13 protein-coding genes, 1 tRNA gene and 2 pseudogenes are annotated in these 7,975 nt (G+C 64.4%); 11 read left to right on the top strand and 5 right to left on the bottom strand.

What is annotated here, in order from left to right; all coding sequences use genetic code 11:
• A pseudogene (locus tag VRZ77_RS19735) lies at positions 1 to 111 on the top strand (IS630 family transposase); the annotation flags it as partial.
• A gap of 328 nt (positions 112 to 439) precedes the next feature.
• Here VRZ77_RS19735 and VRZ77_RS19730 read toward each other — a convergent pair.
• From VRZ77_RS19730 to VRZ77_RS19720, 3 genes are all read right to left on the bottom strand, one after another.
• Positions 440 to 685 carry an Arc family DNA-binding protein gene (locus VRZ77_RS19730; RefSeq protein ID WP_414594283.1) on the bottom strand — a complete coding sequence of 82 codons (246 nt, stop codon included), beginning with the start codon at positions 683 to 685 and terminating at the stop codon, positions 440 to 442.
• Positions 686 to 811: 126 nt separating this feature from the next.
• Positions 812 to 1,057, bottom strand: a complete 246-nt coding sequence (locus VRZ77_RS19725; RefSeq protein WP_414594282.1) for a BrnA antitoxin family protein — start codon at positions 1,055 to 1,057, stop codon at positions 812 to 814.
• Between the two features lie 389 nt (positions 1,058 to 1,446).
• Complete coding sequence (locus VRZ77_RS19720; protein WP_414594281.1) at positions 1,447 to 1,674, bottom strand: transcriptional regulator; 228 nt, start codon at positions 1,672 to 1,674, stop codon at positions 1,447 to 1,449.
• A gap of 90 nt (positions 1,675 to 1,764) precedes the next feature.
• Here VRZ77_RS19720 and VRZ77_RS19715 point away from each other — a divergent pair, with 90 nt between their 5' ends.
• From VRZ77_RS19715 to xerC, 8 genes and pseudogenes are all read left to right on the top strand, one after another.
• A complete protein-coding gene (locus tag VRZ77_RS19715) occupies positions 1,765 to 2,163 on the top strand; it encodes a hypothetical protein (protein ID WP_414594280.1) in 399 nt (132 codons plus the stop codon).
• The gene (locus VRZ77_RS19710) at positions 2,160 to 2,546 is read left to right on the top strand and encodes a hypothetical protein (RefSeq protein WP_414594279.1); all 387 of its coding nucleotides are present in this window, start codon (positions 2,160 to 2,162) and stop codon (positions 2,544 to 2,546) included. The genes VRZ77_RS19715 and VRZ77_RS19710 overlap by 4 nt, the downstream gene beginning before the upstream one ends.
• Complete coding sequence (locus VRZ77_RS19705; RefSeq protein WP_414594278.1) at positions 2,543 to 2,719, top strand: hypothetical protein; 177 nt, start codon at positions 2,543 to 2,545, stop codon at positions 2,717 to 2,719. Before VRZ77_RS19710 ends, VRZ77_RS19705 begins: the two co-directional genes overlap by 4 nt.
• Entirely contained in the window at positions 2,719 to 3,072 is a 354-nt protein-coding gene (locus VRZ77_RS19700) for a hypothetical protein (protein ID WP_414594277.1), read from the top strand. Before VRZ77_RS19705 ends, VRZ77_RS19700 begins: the two co-directional genes overlap by 1 nt.
• Positions 3,073 to 3,135: 63 nt before the next feature.
• Positions 3,136 to 3,822 carry a hypothetical protein gene (locus VRZ77_RS19695; protein ID WP_414594276.1) on the top strand — a complete coding sequence of 229 codons (687 nt, stop codon included), beginning with the start codon at positions 3,136 to 3,138 and terminating at the stop codon, positions 3,820 to 3,822.
• Positions 3,812 to 4,009 (top strand): hypothetical protein, encoded by a 198-nt coding sequence (locus VRZ77_RS19690; protein WP_414594275.1) that lies wholly within the window; start codon positions 3,812 to 3,814, stop codon positions 4,007 to 4,009. The genes VRZ77_RS19695 and VRZ77_RS19690 overlap by 11 nt, the downstream gene beginning before the upstream one ends.
• A gap of 4 nt (positions 4,010 to 4,013) precedes the next feature.
• Positions 4,014 to 4,256, top strand: a complete 243-nt coding sequence (locus VRZ77_RS19685; protein WP_414594274.1) for a hypothetical protein — start codon at positions 4,014 to 4,016, stop codon at positions 4,254 to 4,256.
• Positions 4,256 to 5,200: pseudogene (gene xerC, locus VRZ77_RS19680) on the top strand (site-specific integrase); the annotation flags it as partial. The gene VRZ77_RS19685 and the pseudogene xerC, both read left to right, overlap by 1 nt.
• A 200-nt stretch (positions 5,201 to 5,400) precedes the next feature.
• Here xerC and VRZ77_RS19675 read toward each other — a convergent pair.
• Positions 5,401 to 5,476: transfer RNA gene (locus VRZ77_RS19675), tRNA-Ile, on the bottom strand.
• A 202-nt stretch (positions 5,477 to 5,678) separates the two neighbouring features.
• Here VRZ77_RS19675 and VRZ77_RS19670 point away from each other — a divergent pair.
• Entirely contained in the window at positions 5,679 to 6,407 is a 729-nt protein-coding gene (locus VRZ77_RS19670) for an SIMPL domain-containing protein (RefSeq protein ID WP_414594273.1), read from the top strand.
• A 52-nt stretch (positions 6,408 to 6,459) separates the two neighbouring features.
• On the opposite strand, the gene VRZ77_RS19665 is transcribed toward VRZ77_RS19670, so the two are convergent.
• Entirely contained in the window at positions 6,460 to 7,365 is a 906-nt protein-coding gene (locus tag VRZ77_RS19665; RefSeq protein ID WP_414594272.1) for a diacylglycerol/lipid kinase family protein, read from the bottom strand.
• A gap of 146 nt (positions 7,366 to 7,511) precedes the next feature.
• Between VRZ77_RS19665 and VRZ77_RS19660 the strand changes: the two genes are divergently transcribed.
• The gene (locus tag VRZ77_RS19660; RefSeq protein WP_414594271.1) at positions 7,512 to 7,931 is read left to right on the top strand and encodes a hypothetical protein; all 420 of its coding nucleotides are present in this window, start codon (positions 7,512 to 7,514) and stop codon (positions 7,929 to 7,931) included.
• The last annotated feature ends 44 nt before the right edge of the window (positions 7,932 to 7,975 follow it).

The following is a 7,975-nucleotide window of genomic DNA, read 5'->3' as shown; positions in this document are numbered from 1 at the left end:
GCCGAGCGATCCATCCCGGCCTTATGGGACGCCATCGGCCGCCTCATCGACCTCGTCACGCCAAACGAAGCCGCAAATTTCTTCGCCGCGGCTGGGTATGAGCCGGATTAAACCGAAAATGCTCTAGATAAAATGAAAAGTGATACATTTGGCAATGCGATAAATAAGTATCTTACAAAATCAACAGAGATTTATTTTGATGCTGCAATAGATACTTACGAACGATCGGAGTATGGATCTGTTAAAAGCGCACTTCGTTCAACCAAGTTTCTTGGCAAGATGGAGTCAAAAATCGCTATGAGAGTCGCGAAGCTGAAGATGAAAGAATTGCCAAATCTGGTAGATGTGTGCAAGTCGATCAAATAATGATTGTAAAGCGGGCGGAACTCACGATTCCGCCCGTTAATTTAAGTGTAGATATATCATTATTTCTCATTTTTCATACTCGTTTATCAAAAGAACCGCGCTTTAGCTTGGGAAGCGAGGGGTAGTGCTTCTCGTAACGGCTCAACTCATGCGCCGTCTTGGACAGGCGGTCCAGTATCTCATCGATATCGTCGGTCGATTTCAGGTCCGGCATCGGAATTTGGACCGTGGGCAGGAACGACGATTCCAGCCGCGTCACAATTTCAGCGTTCGTCGAACGGATGTTCTTCTTCGCGTCCTCGGCAATGCGCTCGCGCATCCCGTCGCGCTATCCGAGCCGCCACCACGGATAACCAAACCCGAGCGCCGCCAAGAGCACCGGGCCAGTCCCATGGATCAGCGCCACCTTGCGCAGCTCGCGGCGACTTTCGGGATCGATATGGCGCTACATCCCCAGCGCCTTGCGTAGGGCGGCATTGATCCGCTCTTGCCAGCCCGGCCCGTCTTCCTGGAAGCGTTCGAGCACGTCACGGTCCAGGCGGATCGACACCTGCTCCTTCGCGCCGGGAATGAACGGCGTCCTGGATACGGGTTCAGCAGGCGGCACTGGCTTGGTCGTGGCGCTCTTAAATGCGGCTTCCGCTGTGTCGCGAGTTGAACCGGTGGAGCGGCGGGTGGGTGTGTTGGCCATGGGCTTCCTTGAATCCGGTTGGTGGAGCGGGCGGCGTGCATCGAACCGGCGCTATTGACTCCGAATTTAAGTTCGGTGCGTCTACCAGTTCCGCCACGCTCGCAGGTAGATCAGCGCCTGGCTTCTTCCGTCGGATTTCGTGGGCCGACGCTTCGCGGAAGCTGGCAAGGCTGTCCGCCGCCACAACGCTGCAGAATTCGTCGAAAGCCTCCTAATAGGTCGGGGAGAGATCCTCCCACACTGTAGAGGCGCCTTCGCTGCCGATCACCTCAAACGATCAGCCGTCGATGGTGCTGACGATCCGACATATAGCGACCTCTACGGTCCCGCCGTCCGGTCCGACACGCTGGCGGAGAGGGGCGAGTATTAGATTTGGGAATTTTCCTTGGTCATGTGCGGTCTCGCAATCTCACCCCGGGGCCATTACCATTCGGATCGATGAATAGCACTCCGGCTTCCTCCAGTGCGCGCTGGATCGCTTCCACCGTGCGGGGCTTGAGTTCCTCACCAGCTTCCAGGCGCGCCACTGTGCTCGCGGCGACTTTCGCCATATCGGCCAGTTCGCGCACTCCCAGCTGAAGTGCGGCTCGCGCCATACGGCATTGCGCGGCATTCATCGGAACACTGTTCCTTTTTCGGATTGACGTTAGCGGAATGATGTGAGCAAATCGGCATCAGGTTCCGATTTCTATCACAGGAGCACGCGCATGGGCACCCATGTTCGCGAACGGGACAGCCATGTCCCCAGCCGGCGCCAGGCGCTTTGCCTTGGCGCGGCGCTTGTCGCCGTTCCCACCGGCGTTGTGGCGCTGGCCGCGCCCACGCCAAGCCTTGCGGCCCCGCCGCTCTCGCCTCAGGCGCGCATTGCCCGGGCGGTGAAGGAGATCGAGGCGGCGCTCGCCGAGATTTATCCGGGCGCCAGGCAACATCCCATCCTGCACCTGCCGGACAGTGATGCCTTCGCCTCGCCAGCGTTTGCCGATGGCAGCTTCACCCCCGGCCAGATGGCGATGGTGTCTGTCACGGCCAACTCGTTCAACGCGCGATACGCCGCCGGCCTGACCAGCCGCACCGCCACCGACTGGTTCGGCGGGAGGGTGGCATGAGCGGCGATCTGTTCGGGCTGACGGGATCCTCCGATGCGCTGCGCTCCTCGCGCCTGCGACTGGAGATGGTGCCGAGCGACACCATGGAGCCGACTTTGCGCAGCCGCTGGGATCATGTGCTGGTGCAGCCCTGCACCGGCTATGAGGGCGAAGGGCTCTATCTGCTTCAGGACACCTTCGGCGGCTGGAAGCTGACGCGGGCCTCCAGCACGCTCGGCGGCAAGGGGCAGCTGCTGCTCTATGTCGACAACAAGCACTATGGCGAACACCTCGTGCCGCGCGACTGGTTCGACGAGAACGTGGTGGGCATCGTGGTCGCCGACATCAAGATCCGCGATCATCGTCTGCTGCAGCCCTCCGGCACACGCGAGGTGCGGCCATGAACGCGCACACACGCGAGTTCGTCATGGTGGAGCGCCGGCAGCTGCGCGAGCGGGCCGAACGCACCATCGAGGCGCTGATCGCTATGCTCGACGAGCTGGACCTCGATCCCGACCTTGAGGACGACGGCACGGGCGAAGACGAGATCGACTATCTCGCGGAATGGAGGCGATAATGGACCGGCGCGCTTTTCTCCTCGGTGCCGGCCCGGCGCTGGCTGTTACGCCAGCGGTTGCGCGGGACGTCATCCCCGCTGTCCCCGCTATTCACCGGGAACCTGTCCACACACCGCAGCTGCGCATCGAAAAGGCCATGGCGGAGATCCGCGCGGCGCTCGCCGAACTGTATCCGGGGCATTATTCCAGCGGGCAGGCCTCGCTTTGGAAGGGCAAGGGGTTTGTCGTTCTCGGCGCTTATCCGCTTCACGGCTACGAGGCGAGGGCCCACTTCAGCGATGATCCGCCGGGGTGGTCGCCGGCGGCCGAGTATCAGGGAGCGCGAGAGAAACCGGCAATTTCATCTGCGTAATTTACCAATGAGATTGCGCACTCTCATTCATTTGCCTATTGTGCATATGAATGGAGAGATGACATGGCACTCTTGAGCGAACTGGTTTCTCTTTGTGCGGAAAAGAAGCTCGATACCGCTCCGACCCTCACGGTTTTTGCGCGGAGGCTGCGTGAGGCGGGGCGGCTAACCCAAGCAGGGCGGGGGCGTGGCGCCGCTCATATGACGTTTCTGGATGGGGCTCGCTATCTCATCTCTTGTGCTGCAACGGATCACCCCGAACGCGCCGTTGATACTGAGTTCGTTTTCAGCAACCTGATCCAGAAAGGCGGGCTGGTCGACGAAGCATTCCCCCTGTCTGGTGACAATGCTTCCACTCTGGATGTTGCTTTGGCAAAAACGCTGGAAGCGCTTAGTGACGGGACCATCGATCGCATAGCGAGCGAGCGCGGGAAAGAGCAGCATCCCGGACTGCCGGGTATGGCGCCTGCATTTGTCTGGTTGAGGCTGCCTCGAAACGGCTCAGCCGCCGAACTGCGGGTGCTCGGCGGTAGCTATCATTATTACCATCCTTCGTTGGCCGCCTTGGTCGAGAGCGTGAATGCTGCCAATCATGAGGCGCAGAAGGTTGCTCAGGCGGCGCTGGAGCGTGAAACGTATCGGTTTGTGACCGGTAAGAATCTAACAGCGGAACTCCGAGGCGATCTGCTGCGCTCGGTGGCGGAACTCATTGGTGCCCCTCGAAAGCGTGGAGGTCGCCATGAAGCCTGACGCTCCCGCCATCCGCGGCGCAAAGCGCATTGCCCACGAGATGGGCGTGAGCGAAGCCACCTTCTACCGCATGAAGCGCCGGGGTGACCTGGGTTTCATCACCAAGGGCGGCTCCGGTGGCCGGACCAGCCCGCTTTATGCCGAGCGCAAGGCGCTCGACACCCGCAAGACCAGCCGGAAGGACTGAAGGCATGTCGGCGCGCTCGCTCCGGGAACAGACCTTGCCCCGCTTCGCGCTCCGGCGTGAAGAAGCGGCGGCGAGCCTGAGCGTGTCCGCTTCCACCTTCGACAAGTGGGTGGCCGATGGCCGCATGCCGAAGGGGCACAAGGTCGACGGCCTGATGCTCTGGGATACCGAGCAGGTGCGGGACTGCTGGCTGGCCATGCGCGACGGCGCGCTGGTGAATAACCCCCTCGATGACATGGTTCTCTGATGGCGCCGATCCGGCTTCGCTACCTCGTCATGGACATCGACATGCGCGGCAATGTGCGCTGGTACGTTCGTGTGCCGGGTCGCAAGAAGGTGCGTATCAAGGCGAAGCTGAATGCGGACGGCACGGCTTCGGAAGCCTTCATGGGCGCCTATATGCGGGCAATGAAGGGCGAGGAGGAAAACCCCCGCCCGAAGCTCCGCCGCGTGGAAGAGGGGACTTTCCAGCACGCGCTGAACCTCTATTACACCTCACCCGAGTTCAAGAACTATGAGGCGGTGACGCAGAAGGACAAGCGCAGCGTCCTGAGCCGCTACGCCGAGCAGGCGGGGCCGCTGCCTCTCCGCGCCTTTCGTGCCGAGGATATCGAAAAGAGCCGGGACAAGCGGCGCGACACACCCGGCGCGGCCGACAAGCTGGTGAAGTACCTCAAGGCCTTCTTCGCCTGGGCGGTGAAGAAGAAGCTTATGGGCAGCAACCCGGCGGCCGGCGTTGCCAAGATCAATATCGGGAGCGAGGGCTTCCATACCTGGACGGTCGATGAAGTTCGCCAGTTCGAGGCGATTCATCCGATCGGGTCGCCGGCCCGCCTGGCGCTGGCTCTCGTGCTGCACACTGGCGGCCGGCGAGGGGATGTCTACGCGCTCGGGCCGCAGAACGTGGTCGGCGGCGACTTCGACTTCGTGCAGGACAAGAATCGGCGGCGGAACCCCGTGCGCATTCAGATCCCGATTCGGACGGAGCTGAAGACTATCATCAGCGCGACGGCGACAGGCGATAAGGCCTTCGTTATCTCCTCGTACGGCAGGGGCTACACCAAGGAGAGCTTTGGCAACCGCTTTCGCGACTGGTGTAACGAGGCTGGCCTGCCGCATTGCTCCGCGCATGGCCTGCGCAAGGCGGCCGCGACGATCCTCGCCGAGAGCGGCGCGAGCGCCTCCGAGCTGTGCGCCATCTTCGGATGGAAGAAGCTGGAGACGGCCGAAATTTACGTCCGCAAGGCCCAAAGGAAGCTGATGGCGGCGAATGCGTTCGCCCGCCTCGACGCCCTGCAGGCCCGCGAGAATGTCCCACTTTCCCACGCCCTTCCGCCGCGTGGGACGGAAAAGGTGAAAAGCCATGGAAAATCAAAGCCGCTTCGGAAGATTGGTGGGCCCACCAGGACTCGAACCTGGAACCAGACCGTTATGAGCGGTCGGCTCTAACCATTGAGCTATAGGCCCTATCCGGGCGGCGGCCCGGCGGCGCGGGGAAGCGCCGGCGGAAACTAGCAAATGCGGTCTGCCGCGCCAACCGCCCGCGCGCCGCCATCCCCGCCTGCGTGACGCGCCCGCCCCATTGCCGCCGCTATCAGGCGGTGGTGTGCGCCGACGCCCGCCGGTGCCGCTTGGTCAGCGGCCCGCCTTTATCCTTCAGGGAGTTTCCATGATGATGTTTCCCCGTGCCGCGCTTGCCGCCATCGCTCTCGCGGCAAGCCTGTCGCCGCTGGCGGCGCAGGATATCGGCGCGGCCGCCCGCCGGCCGACCCTCACCGTGACCGGCGAGGGCACCGCGACCGCCGTGCCGGACATGGCGAGCTTCTCCACGGGCGTGGTGAGCGAGGCCAAGACCGCGCGTGAGGCGCTCGACGCCAACACCGCGCAGGTCGCCGGCATGATCGCCGCGATCAAGGAGGCCGGCATCGAGGCGCGCGACATCTCGACCTCCGGCTTCTCGGTGCAGCCGCAGTATCAGCCGCCCAAGAAGGACAGCAACGAGGCGCCGCGCATCACCGGCTACGAGGTGCGCAACACGGTGAGCGTGCGCGTGCGCGACCTCTCCCGCCTCGGCGATCTGCTCGACAAGGTGGTGACCAGCGGCGCCAACCAGATCGGCGGCATCTCGTTCGACATCGCCGAGCCGCAGGCGATGCAGGAGGCTGCGCGCGTGGCGGCGGTCAAGGATGCGCGCCGGCAGGCCGAGATCATGGCCGAGGTCGGCGGCGTGCGGCTGGTGCGCATCATCAACATGACCGGCGAGGCCGGCATGCGGCCAATGCCGCGCATGGCGGCGGCGCCGATGATGATGAAGATGGATTCCGCCGTGCCGGTCGAGGCCGGCGAGAGCGAGAGCCGCGCCAATGTCTCGATCACCTATGAGATCGAGCCGCGCTGAGCGTGCATGACCGGCGGCGCCGTCTCGCGGTGGCGGCGCGCCGGATTTTCTCTCAGGTCGGGTGGCTCGGCGTCGCCGGCATCAGCACCCGGAGCGCGCCGGGCGCGATGCGATAATTGAGCGGCAGGTCCTCGCGGTCGAGTTCGCCATCGGTCGACACCCAGGCCCGGCGCCGCGCGCGCCGGTTGATCACGATCTCGGCGCCGGTCAGGCTGACGATGCCGGGATTGCCGCGCCAGCTGTCCGTCACCATGTCCGCGCCCGCCTTCAGCTTGGCCAGCGCGCCGCGGTCCTCGGCGACATGGACCTCCAGCACGCCCTCGTCGAGCCGGCCGCGGCTCCAGCCCGGCCCGCTGAAGCGGTTGACTGTCACCAGCGCCGCAAAGGCGGTGAAGGTGCGGGTGTGGCCGTCCACCGTGACGTCGAGTGTCATCCGCCCCATGCGCCGCAGCGCCGTGAGCGCGGCAATGGCGACGACGATGAAGCGCCACAGCTTCCAGTGGCGGGCGGCCTCGCGCGCCCGCGCCATCTGGCTGAAGAAGCCGATGCCGGAAATGGTGTGAAGCAGCTGCCCGTTCAGCGTCGCGAGGTCGATGGTGGTGGGGTGGCCGTGAGCCAGCGCCTCCACCGCCTTGTCGAGATCCAGCGGCACGCCGATGTCGCGCGCCAGCAGATTCATGGTGCCGAGCGGCAGGATGCCGAGCACCTTGTCCGACTGGTGCAGGCTGCGGATGGCGAGGCTGACGCTGCCATCGCCGCCGCCGACGATGATGGTGTCGTGCGGCCCGCTGCCAGCCTCGCGGATCGCTGACGCCAGCTTTTTCGAGCGCAGGAGCCGAACCTCCACCTCGCGCCCGCCTTCGCCGAGGCGCTGCTCCACCATGGCGCGGACCTGCTCGGGGTCGCGGTCGAGCATCGTGCCGGCATCGGCGTTCAGCAGAACCAGTACGTGACGCATGAGGGCTCCAAGGGAGGAGGGCGGATCGGGCGTGCGACGCCTTGGGAAGGCCAGGAGGCTGGCTTCCGCATGGCGGGTCGCGTTGGCATTCGGTATGATGGGTTACCGTGCGGGAGCCGATAGGGCGAGAGAATTTGGGTGCCAACATGGCGGAAACGGATCGGGCGCCGGCGGGCGGGGTGCGCGGGCGTTTCCCCCTGGGCCGCGTGCGCGCCGGCATATTGGTGCTGGTGGCGCTGGCGCTGATTTCGGCGATGGCCGGGCGCTGGCTGGCGACGGTGCTGTCGCTCGGCTTCGGCTGGGCGGCGGGCATCGGCATCGCCGTGGCGCTGATCGTGCCGCTGGTGCTGAGCCGGCTGGACCGTCTCGCCTATTTCATCGTCGCCGGGCTGGTGACGCTGGCGGTCGCCTATCTGGTCTATGATTTCTCGCGCGGGCCGGTGGACCTCTCACCGGAATGGGGCGCGCTGCTGGCGCTGGTGCCGGCGGTGCTGCTGGCGGCGGCGTTCTGGGATTTCCGCACGCTGATGATCGAAGTGCGGGCCTGGGCGGCGCGGCGGCTCTGAACGAGGCGACGCCGCCCGGCGCGATCGTGACCGACCGTGCCGGG

This window comes from Ancylobacter sp. G4_0304, assembly GCF_047501495.1.
Lineage (GTDB): Bacteria > Pseudomonadota > Alphaproteobacteria > Rhizobiales > Xanthobacteraceae > Ancylobacter.
This window is presented reverse-complemented; position numbering and strand designations above follow the sequence as displayed.